Origin of the sequence: Citrobacter sp. Cpo040, from assembly GCF_030332915.1 — a bacterium.
Taxonomy (GTDB): Bacteria; Pseudomonadota; Gammaproteobacteria; order Enterobacterales; family Enterobacteriaceae; genus Citrobacter; species Citrobacter portucalensis.
In genome coordinates, this window is the sequence record NZ_JAOWGX010000033.1 from 198551 (window position 1) to 218519 (window position 19969).

Below are 19969 nucleotides of genomic sequence, written 5' to 3' on the forward strand. Positions count from 1 at the left end.
TTACACCCCTTCTGCGACGTAACGGGCAATGATGTCGCCCATTTCATCGGTACTGACTGCGGCAGCGCCACGGGCTAAGTCTCCGGTGCGAATGCCTTCTTCTAATGCGCGATTGATGGCGCTCTCAATTGCGGTTGCCGCATCATTGGCATCCAGGCTGTAGCGCAGCAGCAGAGCCAGCGACAGGATCTGGGCGATAGGGTTGGCAATGTTTTTCCCGGCGATGTCCGGAGCGGAGCCGCCAGCAGGTTCGTACAAACCGAAGCCCTGCTCATTCAGGCTGGCGGACGGTAACATGCCCATTGAACCGGTGATCATGGCGCACTCATCAGACAGAATGTCACCAAACAGGTTAGAGCACAGCAACACGTCGAACTGGGATGGATCTTTAATTAACTGCATTGTCGCGTTGTCGATGTACATATGCGCCAGTTCAACGTCTGGATATTCATTAGCAATTTCATTGACGATTTCGCGCCACAGAATAGACGTTTGCAGTACGTTAGCTTTATCAATCGACGTAACTTTACGGCGACGTTTGCGAGCGGATTCAAACGCGATACGCGCAATACGTTCGATCTCGAAACGGTGATAAACCTCGGTATCAAAGGCTTTTTCATGTTGTCCGCTGCCTTCGCGGCCTTTTGGTTGACCGAAGTAAATCCCGCCAGTCAGTTCGCGTACGCACAGGATGTCGAAACCGTTCGCGGCAATATCTGCGCGCAGAGGGCAAAACGCTTCCAGCCCCTGGTAGAGCTTAGCCGGGCGCAGGTTGCTGAATAATTTGAAGTGCTTACGCAATGGCAGCAGTGCGCCACGCTCTGGCTGCTGGTTTGGCGGTAAGTTTTCCCATTTCGGGCCGCCAACGGAGCCAAACAGAATGGCGTCAGCTTGTTCACAGCCTTCAACTGTTGCAGGTGGCAGCGGCTGACCGTGGTTATCGATCGCGGCACCACCCACGTCGTAGTGGCTGGTGGTAATGCGCATGTTAAAACGGTTACGGATTGCGTCCAGTACCTTCAGGGCTTGCGCCATCACTTCCGGGCCAATACCGTCACCCGGCAAAACAGCAATATGATAATTCTTCGACATCACACGGTTTCCTTGTTGTTCTCGTTGTTCTGAGCTTTGCGTTGCAATTCTTTTTCGACTTCTTCGGCGCGCCAGATGTTGTTCAGCACATGCACCATCGCTTTAGCAGAAGATTCGACGATATCTGTCGCCAGACCGACGCCGTGGAAACGACGACCGTTATAGTTGGCAACGATATCCACCTGACCCAGCGCATCTTTACCGTGCCCTTTGGCGGTCAGGCTGTATTTCACCAGTTCGATGTTGTACTCAGTTACACGGTTGATGGCCTGATAAATAGCATCGACCGGACCGTTACCGTTCGCCGCTTCGGCTTTAACTTCTTCACCACAGGCCAGCTTGACGGAGGCGGTGGCGATGTCATTGGAGCCGGACTGCACGCTGAAGTAATCCAGACGGAAATGCTCCGGTTCTTCCTGCTGTTTATTAATGAAGGCCAGCGCTTCCAGGTCGTAATCAAATACCTGACCTTTTTTGTCCGCCAGTTTCAGGAATGCGTCGTACAGGTTGTCCAGGCTATATTCATTTTCTTTATATCCCATCTCGTCCATACGGTGTTTCACCGCGGCGCGTCCGGAACGGGAGGTCAGGTTCAACTGTACCTGGTTCAGACCAATGGATTCAGGCGTCATGATTTCGTAGTTTTCACGGTTTTTCAGTACGCCGTCCTGATGGATGCCGGAGGAGTGGGCAAAGGCGCCGCTACCGACAATGGCTTTGTTTGCCGGAATTGGCATGTTGCAGATTTGGCTGACTAACTGACTGGTACGCCAGATCTCCTGGTGATTGATGCGGGTCTGTACATTCAGGATATCTTTACGCACCTTGATCGCCATGATCACTTCTTCCAGTGAGCAGTTACCGGCGCGTTCGCCGATACCGTTCATCGCGCCTTCCACCTGACGCGCTCCGGCGTGAACGGCTGCCAGTGCGTTGCCTACGCCCAAACCTAAATCATCATGGGTGTGTACGGAGATGATGGCTTTATCGATATTTGGTACGCGTTCATACAAGCCAGAAATGATTGCCCCAAATTCGAAAGGCATGGTGTAACCGACGGTATCAGGGATGTTAATGGTTTTAGCACCCGCGTTAATGGCAGCTTCAACCACGCGAGCCAGATCGGCGATAGGGGTACGGCCTGCATCTTCGCAGGAGAACTCCACGTCATCGGTATAATTACGCGCACGCTTAACCATGTAGACCGCGCGCTCAATGACCTCATCCAGCGTACTGCGTAATTTCGTCGCGATGTGCATCGGCGAGGTGGCGATAAACGTATGAATACGGAAAGCTTCAGCGACTTTCAGCGATTCTGCAGCGACGTCGATATCTTTTTCTACGCAGCGGGCTAAGGCGCAAACGCGGCTGTTTTTAACCTGACGAGCAATGGTCTGAACTGACTCAAAGTCGCCCGGTGAAGAAACGGGGAAACCTACTTCCATCACGTCAACGCCCATACGCTCAAGGGCCAGCGCAATCTGCAGTTTTTCTTTCACACTCAGGCTTGCCTGTAACGCCTGTTCACCATCGCGTAAGGTGGTATCGAAAATAATGACTTGCTGGCTCATGGTTTAGGTCCTTGGTTTCTTAGGGCGCCTTGCTTCGAGCATAAAAAAACCCGCGCAACGGCGCGGGTTTTTGTCTTAACTGGAGCTGACTTAATGCTGAATGTCGTCCACCAGTCTACCGCGCAATGAAGATGCGTTTAGTAGTAGTAGACCGTTAAAACGAGCAATGTAAGTCATCAATTAAGCTCCAGGCGAATGCGATATGCTTTTAGTGGTACTGGATATGAAGACTGATGTCAACCCTCACCCCAGCAAATGCCTTACTCAAGGGGAGAAGTTTCTGCAAAACTTAAGCGAATTGTGCTGAATTTTTCGGAGTACATAAAATTAATCAGTTGATGGTTGTACATACTTTTCATGGTTTGACATATTTGAGCATAATTATTTGCATTTATTGTAACGGCGAACTGAAGAAAAGGTCGTTCTTGGGATTTCATATCTTTATGATTTATCTGTTTTTATAGTAATCGTGAATGGCTATGGACAGTGTAACACCACATAATTGATAAATTAATGTTAACTTTTAATGTATTAATAATATAAACATTTAATTAAAACTTAAATACGTATTCACGATACGTATGATTGTATATTCGCCATGCTTATGGTTATATTGTTTTTGAAATTTAAACATATGAATCACCGTGCAGTGACACCTGCCACACTGCGCTCGCATTGGTCTTTTGTTCATTTAGGTTTGTGCCTTTATGTTTTCCTAATTTTAATGTTTTTTCTTTTTCTCATCTTATATGTATGGTAAATCATATTAACGGAGATTATTTCTTCACTCCGTCTGGGAAAAGGGAGTTTAGAGTGACAGTGGAGTTAAATATGCCAGAAGTAAAAATAATAGATAAAACAAATATTATAGATATGGGGAAGCCACAGCTTCGCATGGTTGATCTTAATTTATTAACCGTCTTTGATGCGGTGATGCAAGAACAAAACATTACCCGTGCCGCGCATACTTTGGGGATGTCCCAACCCGCTGTCAGTAATGCGGTCGCGCGCCTGAAAGTGATGTTTAATGATGAGCTTTTTGTTCGTTATGGACGCGGTATCCAGCCGACAGCAAGAGCCTTCCAGCTATTTGGTTCTGTTCGCCAGGCATTGCAATTAGTGCAAAATGAACTGCCTGGATCGGGTTTTGAGCCAGCCAGCAGCGAGCGCGTATTCAATCTTTGCGTATGCAGCCCATTGGATAATATCCTGACGTCGTTGATTTATAATCGGGTTGAGCAAGTTGCACCAAACATTCATGTCGTATTTAAATCTTCACTCAATCAAAATACAGAGCATCAATTACGTTACCAGGAAACAGAATTCGTTATTAGCTATGAAGAATTCCGTCGTCCTGAATTTACCAGTATTCCGTTATTCAATGACGAAATGGTGTTAGTCGCAAGTAAAAAGCATCCGCGCATTAGTGGTCCGTTACTGGAAAGCGATGTCTATAATGAACAGCATGCGGTGGTGTCACTTGATCGCTTCGCATCATTCAGCCAACCATGGTATGACACACCGGATAAACAATCCTGCGTAGCTTATCAGGGCATGGCATTAATTAGCGTTCTTAATATTGTGTCGCAAACGCATTTGGTCTCTATTGCGCCGCGTTGGTTAGCAGAAGAATTTGCCGATTCTTTAGAACTACAGATCTTACCTTTACCGTTAAAATTGAACAGCCGCACATGCTATCTTTCCTGGCATGAAGCCGCGGGCCGAGATAAAGGACATCAATGGATGGAAGAGCTGTTAGTCTCCGTTTGTAAGCAGTAGCACTTGGCAGAGTAAACCGGACAATACATCCTGTTTATTCTGCTTTTGTCTTTATAACTGAAATTTTATGCTGAACTCTATTTTTTACGTCTGTCCAAAAGTGTCAAAAAATAGAGTAATTGCTGTAAGTTCCCATTTTTAAGCGATTATTTATCATACTGATTGCTTATGTTGGTTTAATTCTCCGTTTATTCGCGTCTTTCCTCCTTTTTATTCTTATTTACTCCAGTGCCACCCCTTCGGAGTCAATTGCCATGCGTCATCGTCAGCGGTTAATGTGTTGTTAAACCGTAATTCATTATAAGAGTGAGGCAAGCCATGGAGATGTTGTCTGGAGCCGAGATGGTCGTCCGATCGCTCATCGATCAGGGTGTGAAGCAGGTATTCGGTTATCCCGGGGGGGCCGTTCTCGATATTTATGATGCGCTGCATACGGTCGGCGGTATTGATCATGTGCTGGTTCGCCATGAACAAGCGGCGGTACATATGGCTGATGGCCTTGCGCGTGCCACGGGAGAAGTGGGGGTTGTATTAGTTACCTCCGGACCGGGGGCGACCAACGCGATTACCGGAATCGCAACGGCTTACATGGATTCCATTCCGCTGGTGATCCTCTCCGGACAGGTCGCAACGTCGCTGATTGGCTACGATGCCTTCCAGGAGTGCGACATGGTAGGTATATCCCGCCCGGTGGTAAAACACAGCTTCCTGGTCAAACAAACGGAAGATATTCCACAGGTGCTGAAAAAAGCCTTCTGGCTGGCAGCAAGCGGTCGTCCTGGGCCGGTGGTGGTGGATTTGCCGAAGGATATTCTGAATCCGGCGAAGAAACTGCCTTATAGCTGGCCGGACTCGGTGAGTATGCGCTCGTATAATCCGACGACGACGGGGCATAAAGGACAGATCAAACGGGCGCTACAGACGCTGGTCGCGGCGAAGAAACCGGTTGTCTATGTGGGCGGTGGAGCGGTCAATGCCGCTTGCCATGAGCAGTTAGCTCAGATTGCTGAAGCGCTGAATCTGCCGGTTGTCTCCTCGCTAATGGGGTTGGGCGCGTTTCCGGCCACGCATCGTCAGGCGCTGGGCATGTTAGGGATGCACGGTACCTACGAAGCGAATATGACCATGCATCATTCCGATGTGATCTTTGCTGTCGGCGTTCGCTTTGACGATCGAACAACAAATAACCTGGCAAAATATTGTCCGAATGCGACCGTGCTGCATATCGACATCGATCCGACCTCTATTTCTAAAACCGTTACTGCGGATATTCCGATTGTGGGTGATGCCCGTCTGGTGCTGGATCAAATGCTCGAACAGCTGGATCAGGAGAAATCACAGCAGCCACTGGATGATAACCGTGACTGGTGGCAACAGATTGAGCACTGGCGCGCCCGTCAGTGTCTGAAATACGACACGCAAAGCGAAAGCATTAAGCCGCAGGCGGTGATTGAAACCATCTGGCGTCTGACAAAAGGGGAAGCGTATGTGACCTCTGACGTTGGCCAGCATCAGATGTTTGCCGCACTTTATTATCCGTTCGATAAACCGCGTCGCTGGATTAACTCAGGCGGCCTCGGCACGATGGGATTCGGTTTACCTGCGGCGTTAGGGGTGAAAATGGCATTGCCGGATGAAACGGTAGTGTGCGTCACCGGGGATGGCAGCATTCAGATGAATATCCAGGAGCTGTCGACGGCGCTGCAGTATGAACTGCCGGTGCTGGTGCTCAACCTTAACAACCGTTATCTCGGCATGGTCAAACAATGGCAGGACATGATCTACTCCGGGCGTCACTCCCAGTCTTACATGCAGTCGCTGCCCGATTTTGTGCGCCTTGCTGAGGCTTATGGGCATATCGGTATCCAGATTAATCATCCAGATGAACTGGAGAGCAAGCTGGGTGAAGCGCTGGAGCATGTGCGTAATCATCGCCTGGTGTTTGTCGACGTCACCGTCGACGGCAGTGAGCATGTCTACCCGATGCAGATTCGTGGGGGCGGGATGGATGAAATGTGGCTAAGCAAAACGGAGAGGACCTGATTATGCGCCGGATATTATCAGTATTGCTGGAAAATGAGTCGGGTGCATTGTCGCGGGTGATTGGCCTCTTCGCCCAGCGTGGATACAACATTGAAAGCCTGACCGTCGCGCCGACCGACGACCCCACCTTATCGCGGATGACGATTCAGACGGTAGGGGATGAGAAAGTCCTTGAGCAGATCGAAAAGCAGCTCCACAAACTGGTGGATGTTCTGCGCGTTAGCGAGCTGGGGCAGGGGGCCCACGTTGAACGAGAAATCATGCTGGTGAAAATCCAGGCCAGCGGTTATGGCCGGGAAGAGGTGAAACGCAACACGGAGATTTTCCGCGGGCAAATCATCGACGTGACGCCGTCTATCTACACCGTACAACTGGCGGGCACCAGCGACAAGCTGGATGCATTTCTGGCAACCCTACGTGAAGTCGCCAAAATTGTGGAAGTTGCTCGTTCCGGTGTGGTGGGACTCTCCCGTGGCGATAAAATTATGCGCTAATCGTCAACCGTAGGCCTGGTAAGCAAAGCGCTATCAGGCCTCATCGTGGAGGTCATGCCGGATAGCGGCATAAACGCCTTATCCTGCCTGCAGGTAACGAACCCGCTTTCGCTGATGCTACCTGCTGCGCTTTTTTTTGCGAAATCAGCAGTAACCAGAGACAAAAGCGGTTGCCGCAGTCATTATTCTGCGCTTAGATGTTAAGAAGTTTAACCCATGCCATCTAAAAGGTTATGGTTTGTACATTTTACGCAAGGGGCAATTGTGAAACTGGATGAAATCGCTCGGTTGGCCGGCGTTTCGCGAACGACTGCAAGCTACGTTATTAATGGCAAAGCAAAGCAATATCGCGTAAGCGACAAAACGGTTGAAAAAGTCATGGCGGTGGTGCGTGAGCATAATTACCACCCGAATGCCGTGGCGGCCGGGCTGCGTGCTGGACGCACACGTTCTATCGGGCTGGTGATCCCGGATCTTGAGAACACAAGCTATACCCGGATCGCAAACTATCTGGAACGCCAGGCGCGTCAGCGTGGGTATCAGCTGTTGATTGCCTGCTCTGAAGATCAGCCGGATAACGAAATGCGCTGTATTGAGCATCTTTTACAGCGCCAGGTCGATGCCATTATTGTGTCGACTTCATTGCCGCCTGAGCATCCGTTCTACCAACGCTGGGCAAACAGTTCATTCCCGATTGTGGCGCTGGACCGTGCACTGGACCGCGAACATTTTACCAGCGTTGTGGGTGCGGATCAGGATGATGCGGAAATGCTGGCAGAGGAGTTACGCAAATTCCCTGCTGAAACCGTTCTCTATCTGGGCGCGCTTCCTGAATTATCCGTCAGCTTCCTGCGCGAACAGGGTTTTCGTACCGCGTGGAAGGACGATCCGCGTGAAGTCCATTTCCTGTACGCCAACAGCTATGAGCGGGAAGCGGCTGCGCAGCTGTTTGATAAATGGCTGGAAACGCACCCAATGCCTCAGGCGTTGTTTACCACGTCGTTTGCCCTGTTGCAGGGCGTGATGGATGTGACCCTGCGTCGTGACGGGCAACTGCCGTCTGATTTAGCGATTGCGACTTTTGGCGATCACGAACTGCTCGACTTCCTGCAGTGCCCGGTACTGGCAGTGGCACAGCGCCATCGTGATGTCGCAGAACGCGTGCTGGAGATTGTACTGGCAAGTCTGGACGAACCGCGTAAACCAAAACCAGGTTTAACGCGTATACGGCGTAATCTGTACCGTCGCGGTATTCTCAGCCGTAACTAAGTTTCCTCAATTGATGACGTCGGTGGGATAAGCCTCTGACGTCTTCAATTTTTCTATTCTCAGAAATAACCGCATTATATTTAAGAATATTCTTTAGAATTATCTGAAATTCATTCTTGAAATACCCCGAATTAAAAATGCAACTATCCATTTTTGGGTTATTGATACGTAACGACGCGTTACGCTTGTATTATTTTGTTACATGCTTGTATGGATTTGCCGAATTAACAAACACTTTGCTCTCGTATTGCGGCTATCTGGGGCTTACCTCGGCTCTGCGCGGCGTACAGAGCGATTAACTGGTACTGTTAACTCGCTGCATATTGTCCTAAAATGCCGCTCGCGTCGCAAACTGACACTTTATATTTTCTTTGGATGATATTCAGTTGTTTTAAACAATGATGAGTTGTTGGATTTTTTTCTTACAAATATTCATGACGTTAATTTGCTTCGTTTGCTGTACGGAATTTGTTCAACGCTGATATTAGCCGTAAACAATGGGTTTTTTGCTCCGCTAAGCGCCGCGACTTGCTTGACAAGGTTTTCCTCCGCTCCGTAAACTCCTTTAAGTGGGAATTTGTGGGATAAAGTGGTAATTGGGGGTGAGACTGGCATGTTCCGGGGAGCAACGTTAGTTAATCTCGACAGTAAAGGGCGCTTATCCGTGCCTACCCGTTATCGGGATCAACTGCTTGAGAGCGCTACCGGTCAAATGGTTTGCACCATTGACATCCATCACCCGTGCCTGCTGCTGTACCCCCTGCCTGAATGGGAAATAATCGAGCAGAAGCTATCGCGTCTGTCGAGCATGAATCCAGTTGAGCGTCGCGTACAGCGCTTATTGTTGGGTCATGCCAGCGAATGTCAGATGGATAACGCTGGTCGATTACTGATAGCACCCATTCTGCGGCAACACGCAGGGCTAACGAAAGAAGTGATGCTGGTTGGGCAGTTCAATAAGTTTGAGCTGTGGGATGAAACGACCTGGTATCAACAGGTCAAGGAAGATATCGACGCTGAGCAGTCTGTTACTGGCGCGTTGTCGGAACGATTGCAGGATTTGTCTCTATAAAATGACGGAAAATTATAAACATACAACGGTGTTGCTGGATGAAGCCGTAAACGGCCTGAATATTCGTCCAGACGGCATCTACATTGACGGGACATTTGGTCGCGGTGGTCACTCACGTCTGATCCTCTCCCAGCTTGGCGAAGAGGGACGTTTACTGGCAATCGATCGCGATCCGCAGGCTATTGCCGTTGCAAAAACGATTACCGATCCCCGTTTCTCCATCGTACACGGACCTTTCTCTGCGCTGGCTGACTATGTCGCCGAGCGTGGACTGACCGGTAAGATCGACGGGATTCTTCTCGATCTCGGCGTTTCTTCACCGCAGCTCGATGACGCAGAGCGCGGTTTCTCGTTTATGCGTGACGGTCCGTTAGACATGCGTATGGACCCAACACGCGGTCAGTCAGCGGCCGAATGGCTGCAAACCGCCGATGAAGCAGACATTGCCTGGGTGATTAAAACCTTTGGCGAAGAGCGCTTCGGCAAACGCATTGCGCGCGCCATCGTGGAGCGCAACCGCATCGAACCGATGACCCGCACCAAAGAGCTGGCGGAAGTTATTGCAGCGGCAATGCCGGTGAAGGACAAATTCAAACATCCCGCGACCCGTACCTTCCAGGCGGTGCGCATTTGGGTGAACAGTGAACTGGAGGAGATAGAGCAGGCGCTAAAAAGCTCGCTCAGCGTGCTGGCTCCAGGTGGTCGCCTTTCGATCATCAGTTTCCATTCGCTTGAAGACCGCATTGTGAAACGCTTTATGCGTGAACAAAGCCGTGGTCCTCAGGTACCGGCTGGAATACCGATGACCGAAGCGCAGATCAAAAAGCTGGGCGGCCGTGAGTTAAGAGCACTAGGCAAGATGATGCCGGGTGAAGAAGAGGTAGCTGAGAATCCTCGTGCCCGTAGTTCAGTTCTGCGTATTGCAGAGAGGACGAACGCATGATCAGCAGAGTGACAGAAGCCCTCAGCAAAGTTAAAGGATCGATAGGAAGCAACGAGCGCCATGCCTTGCCTGGCGTGATCGGTGACGATCTTTTGCGGTTTGGGAAGCTGCCACTCTGCCTGTTCATTTGCATTATTTTGACGGCGGTTACCGTCGTGACAACAGCACACCATACGCGGTTACTGACTGCGCAGCGTGAGCAGCTGGTTCTGGAGCGAGATGCGCTGGATATCGAATGGCGCAACTTGATCCTTGAGGAGAACGCGCTCGGCGACCATAGCCGTGTTGAACGGATCGCAACGGAAAAGCTGCAAATGCAGCATGTCGATCCCTCACAAGAAAATATCGTAGTACAAAAATAAGGATAAACGCGACGCATGAAAGCAGCGGCAAAAACGCACAAACCAAAACGCCAGGAAGAACAAGCCAACTTTGTCAGTTGGCGTTTTGCGTTACTGTGCGGCTGTATTTTGCTGGCACTGGGTTTTCTGCTGGGGCGCGTTGCCTGGCTGCAAATCATCGCGCCGGACATGCTGGTGCGCCAGGGTGATATGCGCTCTCTACGCGTCCAGGAAGTGTCTACATCACGCGGAATGATTACCGACCGCTCTGGTCGTCCGCTGGCGGTGAGCGTTCCGGTGAAAGCGATTTGGGCCGACCCGAAAGAGGTGCATGACGCAGGCGGCGTGAGCGTTGGTGAACGCTGGAGAGCGCTGTCAACCGCGCTGAATCTCCCGCTCGACCAGCTGGCTTCCCGCATTAACGCCAACCCGAAGGGGCGCTTCATCTATCTGGCGCGTCAGGTAAACCCTGACATGGCTGACTACATCAAGAAACTGAAGCTGCCAGGTATCCACCTGCGCGAAGAATCCCGCCGTTACTATCCTTCCGGAGAAGTGACCGCTCACCTCATTGGCTTTACTAACGTTGACAGCCAGGGGATTGAAGGCGTTGAGAAGAGCTTCGATAAGTGGCTCACCGGACAGCCGGGCGAACGTATTGTGCGTAAAGACCGCTATGGCCGCGTCATTGAAGATATCTCCTCTACCGACAGCCAGGCGGCGCATAACCTCGCGTTGAGCATTGATGAGCGTTTACAGGCACTGGTCTACCGTGAACTGAATAACGCCGTGGCGTTCAACAAGGCGGAGTCAGGCAGTGCGGTACTGGTGGATGTAAACACCGGTGAAGTGCTGGCCATGGCCAACAGCCCGTCCTACAACCCCAATAATCTCTCCGGTACGCAAAAAGATGTCATGCGTAACCGTACCATTACCGACGTGTTTGAACCGGGTTCTACCGTCAAACCAATGGTGGTAATGACGGCGCTGCAGCGTGGAGTGGTACGCGAAAATACCGTACTTAATACGATTCCTTACCGAATTAATGGCCACGAAATCAAAGACGTGGCGCGTTATAGCGAATTAACCCTCACCGGGGTTTTGCAGAAGTCGAGTAACGTCGGTGTTTCCAAGCTGGCGTTAGCGATGCCGTCCTCAGCGTTAGTAGATACTTACTCACGTTTTGGGCTGGGAAAAGCGACCAATTTGGGGTTGGTCGGAGAACGCAGTGGCTTATATCCTCAAAAACAACGGTGGTCTGACATAGAGAGGGCCACCTTCTCTTTCGGCTACGGGCTAATGGTAACGCCGTTACAGTTAGCGCGAGTCTATGCAACGATCGGCAGCTACGGCGTTTATCGTCCACTGTCGATTACCAAAGTTGACCCTCCTGTACCGGGCGAACGTATTTTCCCGGAAGCGACCGTTCGTACCGTGGTGCACATGATGGAAAGCGTGGCGCTGCCGGGCGGCGGCGGCGTGAAGGCGGCGATTAAAGGCTATCGCATCGCTATCAAAACCGGTACGGCGAAAAAAGTAGGGCCGGATGGCCGCTACATCAACAAATACATTGCTTATACCGCAGGCGTTGCGCCTGCGAGTCAGCCGCGCTTCGCGCTGGTTGTTGTTATCAACGATCCGCAGGCGGGTAAATACTACGGTGGCGCCGTTTCCGCGCCGGTCTTTGGTGCCATCATGGGCGGCGTACTGCGCACCATGAACATCGAGCCGGATGCGCTGACAACGGGCGATAAAAATGAATTTGTGAATAATCAAGGCGAGGCAACAGGTGGCAGATCGTAATTTGCGCGACCTTCTTGCTCCATGGGTGCCGGGTGCACCGGAGCGAGCACTGCGGGAGATGACGCTTGACAGCCGTGTGGCTGCATCAGGTGATCTCTTTGTCGCAGTATTGGGTCATCAGGCGGACGGGCGTCGGTATATCCCGCAGGCGATAGCGCAAGGTGTGGCTGCCATTATTGCAGAAGCAAAAGATGAAGCTACTGATGGTGAAATCCGTGAAATGCATGGCGTTCCGGTCATCTATCTCAGTCAGCTTAACGAACGTTTATCTGCACTGGCGGGCCGTTTTTACCACGAGCCTTCTGAGAAAATGCGTCTGGTCGGCGTAACCGGGACTAACGGTAAAACCACCACCACCCAATTGCTGGCACAGTGGAGCCAACTGCTTGGCGAAACCAGCGCGGTAATGGGAACAGTAGGCAATGGCCTGCTGGGCAAAGTGATCCCGACGGAAAATACCACCGGTTCAGCCGTTGATGTCCAGCATGTGCTGGCGGGGCTGGCTGCGCAGGGCGCAACGGTTGGCGCGATGGAAGTCTCTTCACACGGCCTGGTTCAGCATCGCGTCGCGGCGCTGAAGTTTGCCGCATCAGTATTTACTAACTTAAGCCGCGACCATCTCGACTACCACGGCGACATGGAACATTACGAAGCCGCGAAATGGCTGCTGTATTCCACGCACCATTGCGGCCAGGCCATCGTCAATGCGGATGATGAAGTCGGTCGTCGCTGGCTGGCGAAACTCCCGGATGCGGTTGCCGTTTCGATGGAAGACCACATCAACCCGAACTGTCATGGTCGTTGGTTAAAAGCGGTTGACGTGAAGTATCACGACAGTGGGGCAACGATTCGTTTTACCTCCTCATGGGGCGACGGCGAAATTGAAAGCCGCCTGATGGGGGCGTTTAACGTCAGCAATCTTCTGCTGGCGCTGGCAACGCTGTTGGCACTGGGCTATCCGTTAGCTGATTTACTGAAAACTGCGACACAATTGCAGCCGGTTTGCGGGCGTATGGAAGTGTTCAGCGCGCCGGGTAAAACCACCGTGGTGGTTGATTACGCCCATACGCCAGATGCGCTGGAAAAAGCGCTGCAGGCGGCACGTTTGCACTGTACAGGCAAACTGTGGTGCGTCTTCGGCTGCGGCGGCGATCGCGATAAAGGCAAACGTCCGTTGATGGGCGCAATCGCCGAGCAGTTTGCAGATGTTGTCGTGGTGACTGATGACAACCCGCGTACCGAGGAGCCGCGTGCCATTATTAACGACATTCTGGCGGGTATGCTGGATGCCGGACAGGCGAAGGTGATGGAAGGGCGCGCAGAAGCTGTGACAAACGCCATTATGCAGGCGAAAGAAAACGACGTGGTTCTGGTGGCCGGGAAAGGTCACGAAGATTACCAGATCGTCGGCTCGCAGCGTCTCGACTATTCTGACCGCGTGACCGCAGCGCGTCTGCTGGGGGTTATCGCATGATTAGCGTAACGCTCAGCCAACTGGCGGAGATCCTCCAGGGCGAATTGAAAGGGGCCGATCTGACCCTTGATGCCGTAACAACCGATACGCGTAAAGTGACGCCGGGCTGCCTGTTTGTGGCGCTGAAAGGCGAACGCTTTGACGCCCACGATTTTGCCGACAAAGCGCAAGAGAGCGGGGCGGGTGCGCTGCTGGTCAGCCGCCCGTTGGACACCAACCTGCCGCAGCTGATTGTTAAAGATACGCGTCTGGCGTTTGGTGAACTGGCGGCGTGGGTTCGCGCTCAGGTTCCGGCGCGCGTTGTCGCGCTGACCGGCTCATCCGGTAAAACGTCCGTCAAAGAGATGACGGCTGCCATTCTGAGCCAGTGTGGTAACACCCTATATACCGCGGGCAATCTGAATAACGACATCGGCGTACCGATGACGCTGCTGCGCTTAAACAACGATTACGACTATGCCGTGATTGAGCTTGGCGCCAACCATCAGGGCGAAATCGCCTGGACCGTCGGCCTGACGCGTCCGGAAGCGGCGCTGGTGAACAATCTGGCCGCCGCGCACCTGGAAGGTTTCGGCTCTCTGGCGGGCGTTGCGAAGGCAAAAGGTGAGATTTTTACCGGCCTGTCTGCGAACGGTATCGCCATTATGAATGCCGACAACAACGACTGGTTGAACTGGCAAAGCATCATCGGCGATCGCAAAGTCTGGCGCTTCTCCCCGAATGTGGCCAACAGCGACTTTTCTGCGACCAACGTTCATGTGACCTCGCATGGCACGGAATTTTCTCTGCAAACGCCGACCGGAAGTATTGATGTCCTGCTGCCGTTGCCGGGTCGCCACAACATAGCCAACGCCCTGGCGGCGGCTGCGCTTTCTATGGCGGTAGGCGCGACGCACGAGGCGATCAAAGCGGGTTTGAAAGATCTGCAAGCGGTACCAGGACGTCTGTTCCCGATTCAACTCGCAGAAAATCAGCTGCTGCTTGACGACTCCTATAACGCGAACGTCGGTTCGATGACCGCAGCGGTGCAGGTGCTGTCTGAAATGCCGGGCTATCGCGTACTGGTCGTTGGCGATATGGCAGAGCTTGGCGCAGAAAGTGAAGCATGCCATGTACAGGTAGGTGTTGCTGCGAAAGCAGCAGGTATCGACCGTGTACTGAGTACAGGAAAACTGAGTCAGGCAATTAGCGACGCCAGCGGCGTTGGCGAACATTTTGCGGATAAAAGCGCGCTGGCCGCGCATCTTAAAGCATTGATTGCAGAACATCAGGTCATGACGATTTTAGTGAAGGGTTCACGTAGTGCCGCCATGGAAGAGGTAGTACGCGCATTACAGGAGAATGGGACATGTTAGTTTGGCTGGCCGAACATTTGGTCAAATATTATTCCGGCTTTAACGTCTTTTCCTATCTGACGTTTCGCGCCATCGTCAGCCTGCTGACCGCGCTGTTCATCTCTTTGTGGATGGGCCCGCGCATGATTGCCCGCTTGCAAAAAATGTCCTTTGGACAGGTTGTACGTAACGACGGTCCTGAATCGCACTTTAGTAAACGTGGTACGCCAACCATGGGCGGGATCATGATCCTCACCGCGATTGTTATCTCCGTTCTGTTGTGGGCATATCCGTCGAACCCGTACGTATGGTGCGTGCTGGTGGTATTGATTGGCTACGGCATTATCGGTTTTGTCGATGACTACCGCAAAGTGGTGCGCAAAGATACCAAGGGGTTGATTGCCCGCTGGAAGTACTTCTGGATGTCGGTGATTGCGCTGGGTGTAGCCTTTGCGCTGTACCTCGCCGGTAAAGATACCCCGGCTACCGAGCTGGTGGTGCCGTTCTTTAAAGATGTCATGCCGCAGTTGGGGCTGTTCTACGTGCTGCTGGCGTACTTCGTGATTGTGGGCACTGGCAACGCGGTAAACCTCACCGATGGCCTGGATGGTCTGGCGATTATGCCGACCGTGTTCGTGGCCGCGGGTTTTGCGCTGGTGGCATGGGCGACCGGTAACATGAACTTTGCCAACTATCTGCACATTCCGTATTTACGCCATGCCGGTGAACTGGTGATCGTCTGTACGGCGATTGTCGGTGCGGGGTTAGGCTTCCTGTGGTTTAACACCTATCCGGCGCAGGTCTTTATGGGAGACGTCGGTTCGCTGGCGCTGGGCGGCGCGCTGGGCATTATTGCCGTGCTGCTGCGTCAGGAGTTCCTGCTGGTAATCATGGGCGGCGTATTTGTTGTGGAAACGCTGTCGGTCATTCTGCAGGTTGGCTCCTTTAAGCTGCGCGGGCAGCGCATCTTCCGTATGGCGCCGATTCACCATCACTATGAACTGAAAGGCTGGCCGGAACCGCGCGTAATTGTGCGCTTCTGGATTATTTCGCTGATGCTGGTGCTGATTGGCCTGGCAACGCTGAAGGTACGTTAATCATGGCTGATTACCAGGGTAAAAAAGTCGTCATTATCGGTCTGGGATTGACCGGGCTGTCCTGCGTGGATTTCTTTCTGGCGCGCGGCGTGACGCCGCGTGTGATGGATACCCGCGCAACGCCACCTGGCCTGGATAAATTGCCGGAAGCGGTTGAGCGTCATGTTGGCAGCCTGAATGATGATTGGCTGCTGGCCGCCGATCTTATCGTCGCCAGCCCTGGTATTGCCCTGGCGCATCCTTCGCTGAGCGCCGCTGCTGATGCAGGGATCGAAATTGTCGGTGACATCGAGCTTTTCTGTCGTGAAGCGCAGGCGCCGATCGTCGCGATCACCGGTTCCAACGGGAAAAGCACCGTCACCACGTTGGTGGGAGAAATGGCGAAAGCGGCTGGTGTGAACGTGGGTGTTGGCGGAAATATCGGCCTGCCCGCGCTGATGTTGCTGGATGACGAACGTGAGCTGTATGTACTGGAGCTGTCGAGCTTCCAGCTGGAGACAACCTCCAGCTTACAGGCCGTAGCCGCCACCATTTTGAACGTCACTGAAGATCATATGGACAGGTATCCGTTTGGCTTGCAGCAGTACCGTGCAGCCAAACTGCGCGTCTATGAGAATGCGAAAGTGTGTGTGGTTAATGCCGATGATGCGCTGACCATGCCGATTCGCGGGGCGGATGAGCGCTGCGTGAGCTTTGGCATCAACATGGGTGACTATCATCTCAATCGTCAGCAGGGTGAAACCTGGCTGCGGGTGAAGGGCGAAAAAGTCCTGAACGTGAAAGAGATGACGCTTACCGGCCAGCATAACTATACCAACGCCCTGGCGGCGCTGGCGCTGGCGGATGCTGCGGGTCTGCCGCGGGCATCCAGCCTGAAAGCGCTGACTACCTTTACCGGTCTGGCGCATCGTTTCCAGTTGGTACTGAATCATAACGGTGTGCGTTGGATCAACGATTCAAAAGCCACCAACGTTGGCAGCACCGAAGCGGCGCTGAATGGTCTGCACGTTGACGGTACGTTGCACCTGCTGCTGGGCGGCGATGGGAAATCCGCCGACTTTATGCCGCTGCAACGCTACCTGACTGGCGACAACATTCGTCTGTACTGCTTTGGTCGCGATGGCGCGCAGCTTGCCGCTCTGCGTCCTGAGGTTGCGGAACACACTGAAACCATGGAGCAGGCAATGCGTCTGCTCGCACCGCGTGTGAAGTCGGGCGATATGGTGCTGCTGTCGCCAGCCTGCGCCAGCCTTGACCAGTTCAAGAACTTTGAGCAACGCGGTGACGTCTTTACCCGTTTAGCGAAGGAGTTGGGTTGATGCGATTCTCTCTCCCTCGTCTGAAAATGCCGCGCGTACCGGGACTGGGTGTCCTGGCGTGGATCTTCGCGGCACTTAAAGGCTGGGTGATGGCTTCGCGTGATAAAGACGCGGACAGCCTGATCATGTATGACCGCATGCTGCTGTGGCTGACTTTTGGTCTGGCAGCGATCGGTTTTGTGATGGTGACATCGGCATCGATGCCCGTAGGGCAACGCCTGGCAGGCGATCCTTTCCTGTTTGCTAAGCGTGACGCGCTGTATATCTTCCTCGCGTTCTGTCTGGCGATGGTGACGCTGCGTCTGCCGATGGAGTTCTGGCAAAAGTACAGCACGACGATGCTGATCGCCTCGATCATCATGTTGTTGATCGTGCTGGTGGTGGGGAGCTCAGTTAACGGGGCATCGCGCTGGATCGCGCTGGGTCCACTGCGTATTCAGCCTGCGGAATTCACCAAGCTGTCGCTGTTCTGTTATCTCGCTAACTACCTGGTGCGTAAAGTCGATGAAGTGCGTAATAACCTGCGCGGCTTCTTAAAACCGATGGGTGTGATTCTGGTGCTGGCAGTCTTACTGCTGGCGCAGCCTGACCTTGGTACGGTGGTGGTGCTGTTTGTCACGACGCTGGCGATGCTGTTTCTCGCTGGCGCGAAACTGTGGCAGTTCATTGCCATTATCGGCATGGGGATTTCGGCGGTGGTGCTGCTGATCCTTGCCGAACCGTATCGTATTCGCCGCGTAACCTCCTTCTGGAACCCATGGGAAGATCCGTTTGGCAGCGGCTATCAGTTAACGCAATCGCTGATGGCTTTTGGTCGCGGTGAGGTTTGGGGTCAGGGGTTAGGTAATTCAGTGCAAAAACTGGAGTATTTACCGGAAGCGCACACCGACTTCATCTTCGCCATCATTGGGGAAGAGCTGGGTTATATCGGTGTGGTATTGGCACTTTTAATGGTATTCTTCGTCGCTTTTCGCGCGATGTCGATTGGCCGCAAAGCGCTGGAAATTGACCACCGTTTTTCAGGCTTTTTAGCCTGCTCCATCGGGATTTGGTTTAGCTTCCAGGCCCTGGTAAACGTCGGCGCGGCAGCAGGTATGCTGCCAACAAAAGGTCTGACGTTACCGCTGATCAGTTATGGTGGTTCCAGTTTGTTGATTATGTCGACGGCCATCATGTTTTTGTTACGTATTGATTATGAAACGCGTCTGGAAAAAGCCCAGGCGTTTACACGAGGTGCACGATGAGTGGTCAACCGAAGCGGTTAATGGTGATGGCAGGCGGTACCGGCGGGCATGTGTTCCCGGGGCTGGCGGTCGCGCACCATTTAATGGCCCAGGGCTGGCAGGTTCGTTGGCTGGGCACCGCCGATCGTATGGAAGCGGACTTAGTGCCGAAGCATGGCATCGAAATTGACTTTATTCGCATCTCCGGTTTGCGTGGCAAAGGTGTCAACGCGCTGCTTGCCGCCCCCGTGCGTATTTTTAATGCCTGGCGTCAGGCGCGCGCCATCATGAAGCAGTTTAAGCCTGATGTGGTGCTGGGGATGGGCGGTTACGTGTCCGGCCCTGGCGGTCTGGCTGCCTGGTCATTAGGCATTCCGGTTGTCCTGCATGAGCAGAACGGCATTGCGGGATTAACTAACAAGTGGCTGGCGAAGATTGCAACGAAGGTGATGCAGGCTTTTCCTGGCGCTTTCCCGAATGCGGAAGTGGTGGGTAACCCGGTACGCACCGACGTTCTGGCGCTGCCGTTGCCCGAAGCGCGTCTGACGGGGCGTGAAGGCCCGGTTCGCGTGCTGGTCGTCGGGGGATCTCAGGGCGCACGCGTATTGAACCAGACGATGCCGCAGGTTGCCGCAAAGCTTGGTGACGCGGTGACTATCTGGCATCAGAGTGGCAAAGGCGCGCAGCAAACCGTTGAACAGGCGTATGCCGACGCGGGACAACCGCAGCACAAGGTCACTGAGTTTATTGATGATATGGCAGCTGCCTACGCGTGGGCGGATGTTGTAGTTTGTCGCTCCGGCGCGCTGACGGTAAGCGAAATTGCCGCCGCAGGTTTGCCTGCGCTGTTTGTGCCTTTTCAGCATAAAGACCGACAGCAGTACTGGAATGCGCTGCCGCTGGAGAAAGCGGGCGCCGCCAAAATTCTTGAGCAGCCGCAGTTTACTGTGGATGCCGTCGCTAACACCCTTTCCGGGTGGTCGCGAGAAACTTTATTAACCATGGCAGAACGTGCGCGCGCCGCTTCCATTCCGGATGCTACAGAGCGTGTTGCTAATGAAGTGAGCCGGGCTGCCCGGGCGTAATTGTGGTGATGCCTTTTGCATCGCATGAAC

The 19969-nt window shown here is 53.0% G+C and carries 17 protein-coding genes; 14 read left to right on the plus strand and 3 right to left on the minus strand.

All coding sequences use genetic code 11. The features are described from left to right. The 3 genes from leuB to leuL all read right to left on the minus strand — a co-directional run bounded on the left by leuB (position 1) and on the right by leuL (position 2840). Positions 1-1092 (minus strand): 3-isopropylmalate dehydrogenase, encoded by a 1092-nt coding sequence (gene leuB / locus OGX86_RS03970; RefSeq protein WP_003829570.1) that lies wholly within the window; start codon positions 1090-1092, stop codon positions 1-3. Beyond that, positions 1092-2663 carry a 2-isopropylmalate synthase gene (leuA, locus tag OGX86_RS03975; RefSeq protein WP_003829569.1) on the minus strand — a complete coding sequence of 524 codons (1572 nt, stop codon included), beginning with the start codon at positions 2661-2663 and terminating at the stop codon, positions 1092-1094. Before leuA ends, leuB begins: the two co-directional genes overlap by 1 nt. 90 nt (positions 2664-2753) lie before the next feature. After that, positions 2754-2840 carry a leu operon leader peptide gene (gene leuL, locus OGX86_RS03980; protein ID WP_048998978.1) on the minus strand — a complete coding sequence of 29 codons (87 nt, stop codon included), beginning with the start codon at positions 2838-2840 and terminating at the stop codon, positions 2754-2756. 654 nt (positions 2841-3494) lie between these two features. On the opposite strand from leuL, the gene leuO reads away from it, so the two are divergent. The 14 genes from leuO to murG all read left to right on the plus strand — a co-directional run bounded on the left by leuO (position 3495) and on the right by murG (position 19939). Continuing rightward, positions 3495-4442 carry a transcriptional regulator LeuO gene (gene leuO / locus OGX86_RS03985; RefSeq protein WP_020996231.1) on the plus strand — a complete coding sequence of 316 codons (948 nt, stop codon included), beginning with the start codon at positions 3495-3497 and terminating at the stop codon, positions 4440-4442. A 318-nt stretch (positions 4443-4760) separates the two neighbouring features. Next, the gene (ilvI, locus tag OGX86_RS03990) at positions 4761-6485 is read left to right on the plus strand and encodes an acetolactate synthase 3 large subunit (RefSeq protein WP_267437042.1); all 1725 of its coding nucleotides are present in this window, start codon (positions 4761-4763) and stop codon (positions 6483-6485) included. Between the two features lie 2 nt (positions 6486-6487). Continuing rightward, positions 6488-6979 (plus strand): acetolactate synthase small subunit, encoded by a 492-nt coding sequence (gene ilvN / locus OGX86_RS03995; RefSeq protein ID WP_003829566.1) that lies wholly within the window; start codon positions 6488-6490, stop codon positions 6977-6979. A gap of 264 nt (positions 6980-7243) precedes the next feature. After that, on the plus strand, positions 7244-8248 hold the full coding sequence (gene cra / locus OGX86_RS04000; RefSeq protein ID WP_003018794.1) for a catabolite repressor/activator: 1005 nt from the start codon (positions 7244-7246) through the stop codon (positions 8246-8248). A 613-nt stretch (positions 8249-8861) separates the two neighbouring features. Then, positions 8862-9320: a division/cell wall cluster transcriptional repressor MraZ gene (mraZ, locus tag OGX86_RS04005; RefSeq protein ID WP_003018792.1), complete on the plus strand. Its 459-nt coding sequence runs from the start codon at positions 8862-8864 to the stop codon at positions 9318-9320. Position 9321: 1 nt separating this feature from the next. Then, the gene (gene rsmH / locus OGX86_RS04010; RefSeq protein WP_003018789.1) at positions 9322-10263 is read left to right on the plus strand and encodes a 16S rRNA (cytosine(1402)-N(4))-methyltransferase RsmH; all 942 of its coding nucleotides are present in this window, start codon (positions 9322-9324) and stop codon (positions 10261-10263) included. Beyond that, complete coding sequence (gene ftsL, locus OGX86_RS04015; protein ID WP_000625651.1) at positions 10260-10625, plus strand: cell division protein FtsL; 366 nt, start codon at positions 10260-10262, stop codon at positions 10623-10625. The genes rsmH and ftsL overlap by 4 nt, the downstream gene beginning before the upstream one ends. A 15-nt stretch (positions 10626-10640) precedes the next feature. Continuing rightward, the gene (gene ftsI, locus OGX86_RS04020) at positions 10641-12407 is read left to right on the plus strand and encodes a peptidoglycan glycosyltransferase FtsI (RefSeq protein ID WP_195994994.1); all 1767 of its coding nucleotides are present in this window, start codon (positions 10641-10643) and stop codon (positions 12405-12407) included. After that, the gene (gene murE, locus OGX86_RS04025) at positions 12394-13881 is read left to right on the plus strand and encodes a UDP-N-acetylmuramoyl-L-alanyl-D-glutamate--2,6-diaminopimelate ligase (protein ID WP_008786196.1); all 1488 of its coding nucleotides are present in this window, start codon (positions 12394-12396) and stop codon (positions 13879-13881) included. Before ftsI ends, murE begins: the two co-directional genes overlap by 14 nt. Further along, the gene (murF, locus tag OGX86_RS04030) at positions 13878-15236 is read left to right on the plus strand and encodes a UDP-N-acetylmuramoyl-tripeptide--D-alanyl-D-alanine ligase (RefSeq protein WP_048227096.1); all 1359 of its coding nucleotides are present in this window, start codon (positions 13878-13880) and stop codon (positions 15234-15236) included. The genes murE and murF overlap by 4 nt, the downstream gene beginning before the upstream one ends. Further along, positions 15230-16312 (plus strand): phospho-N-acetylmuramoyl-pentapeptide-transferase, encoded by a 1083-nt coding sequence (gene mraY / locus OGX86_RS04035; protein WP_003018774.1) that lies wholly within the window; start codon positions 15230-15232, stop codon positions 16310-16312. The genes murF and mraY overlap by 7 nt, the downstream gene beginning before the upstream one ends. A gap of 2 nt (positions 16313-16314) precedes the next feature. Beyond that, positions 16315-17631 carry a UDP-N-acetylmuramoyl-L-alanine--D-glutamate ligase gene (gene murD, locus OGX86_RS04040; protein ID WP_032942364.1) on the plus strand — a complete coding sequence of 439 codons (1317 nt, stop codon included), beginning with the start codon at positions 16315-16317 and terminating at the stop codon, positions 17629-17631. Further along, a complete protein-coding gene (gene ftsW / locus OGX86_RS04045) occupies positions 17631-18875 on the plus strand; it encodes a cell division protein FtsW (protein WP_003829529.1) in 1245 nt (414 codons plus the stop codon). The genes murD and ftsW overlap by 1 nt, the downstream gene beginning before the upstream one ends. Beyond that, entirely contained in the window at positions 18872-19939 is a 1068-nt protein-coding gene (gene murG / locus OGX86_RS04050) for an undecaprenyldiphospho-muramoylpentapeptide beta-N-acetylglucosaminyltransferase (protein WP_048214940.1), read from the plus strand. Before ftsW ends, murG begins: the two co-directional genes overlap by 4 nt. Positions 19940-19969: the final 30 nt, after the last annotated feature.

Bases quoted from the DNA above. Each gene is read 5' to 3' on its own strand.
- ftsW (WP_003829529.1), top strand. From the start codon at position 17,631: ATGCGATTCTCTCTCCCTCGTCTGAAAATGCCGCGCGTACCGGGACTG.
- murD (WP_032942364.1), top strand. From the start codon at position 16,315: ATGGCTGATTACCAGGGTAAAAAAGTCGTCATTATCGGTCTGGGATTG.
- mraZ (WP_003018792.1), top strand. From the start codon at position 8,862: ATGTTCCGGGGAGCAACGTTAGTTAATCTCGACAGTAAAGGGCGCTTA.
- murG (WP_048214940.1), top strand. From the start codon at position 18,872: ATGAGTGGTCAACCGAAGCGGTTAATGGTGATGGCAGGCGGTACCGGC.
- ftsI (WP_195994994.1), top strand. From the start codon at position 10,641: ATGAAAGCAGCGGCAAAAACGCACAAACCAAAACGCCAGGAAGAACAA.
- leuL (WP_048998978.1), bottom strand. From the start codon at position 2,840: ATGACTTACATTGCTCGTTTTAACGGTCTACTACTACTAAACGCATCT.
- leuA (WP_003829569.1), bottom strand. From the start codon at position 2,663: ATGAGCCAGCAAGTCATTATTTTCGATACCACCTTACGCGATGGTGAA.
- leuO (WP_020996231.1), top strand. From the start codon at position 3,495: ATGCCAGAAGTAAAAATAATAGATAAAACAAATATTATAGATATGGGG.
- ftsL (WP_000625651.1), top strand. From the start codon at position 10,260: ATGATCAGCAGAGTGACAGAAGCCCTCAGCAAAGTTAAAGGATCGATA.
- ilvI (WP_267437042.1), top strand. From the start codon at position 4,761: ATGGAGATGTTGTCTGGAGCCGAGATGGTCGTCCGATCGCTCATCGAT.
- rsmH (WP_003018789.1), top strand. From the start codon at position 9,322: ATGACGGAAAATTATAAACATACAACGGTGTTGCTGGATGAAGCCGTA.
- ilvN (WP_003829566.1), top strand. From the start codon at position 6,488: ATGCGCCGGATATTATCAGTATTGCTGGAAAATGAGTCGGGTGCATTG.
- leuB (WP_003829570.1), bottom strand. From the start codon at position 1,092: ATGTCGAAGAATTATCATATTGCTGTTTTGCCGGGTGACGGTATTGGC.
- mraY (WP_003018774.1), top strand. From the start codon at position 15,230: ATGTTAGTTTGGCTGGCCGAACATTTGGTCAAATATTATTCCGGCTTT.
- murF (WP_048227096.1), top strand. From the start codon at position 13,878: ATGATTAGCGTAACGCTCAGCCAACTGGCGGAGATCCTCCAGGGCGAA.